The following is a 458-nucleotide window of genomic DNA, read 5'->3' as shown; positions in this document are numbered from 1 at the left end:
TTCAAGACCTAACACTTCTGCCCAAATATCACATAACACCACCTCCGTCTCTGTACGCGGTGCCACATACATTTCCTGTAAACCACTCATATCTGGAGCTGGTAACTCTCGACGGTCTACTTTACCATTGGTCGTCAATGGGAACGCTGACAGGCAAACAAATGCTGATGGCACCATATAATCCGGTAACCGACCCGAGATATGCTCTTTAAGTGTTTCTGCAGACAACGACTGCTCACTCACCACATACGCCACCAGACGCTTGTCACCGTCGCCCGTGTCCTGTGCTACTACCAGCGCATCCGCAACATCATCATGCTCACTGAGTATCTGCTCTATTTCGCCTGGCTCTATACGAAACCCTCGTATCTTCAACTGATGGTCTACACGCCCCATAAATTCCAGCTCACCATTTTCAAGCCAGCGTACCAAATCACCTGTGCGGTACAAACGCTCAC

General features: G+C 49.6%; 1 pseudogene. It reads right to left on the bottom strand.

Features of this window, described 5'->3' with window-relative positions:
- A pseudogene (locus tag J8L71_RS18400) lies at nucleotides 1–458 on the bottom strand (non-ribosomal peptide synthetase); the annotation flags it as partial.

Origin of the sequence: Pseudoalteromonas sp. MMG007 (genome assembly GCF_018100985.1) — a bacterium.
Lineage (GTDB): Bacteria > Pseudomonadota > Gammaproteobacteria > Enterobacterales > Alteromonadaceae > Pseudoalteromonas.
The sequence above is the reverse complement of the archived record's forward strand: the minus strand, read 5'-3'. Positions and strand labels throughout refer to the sequence as shown.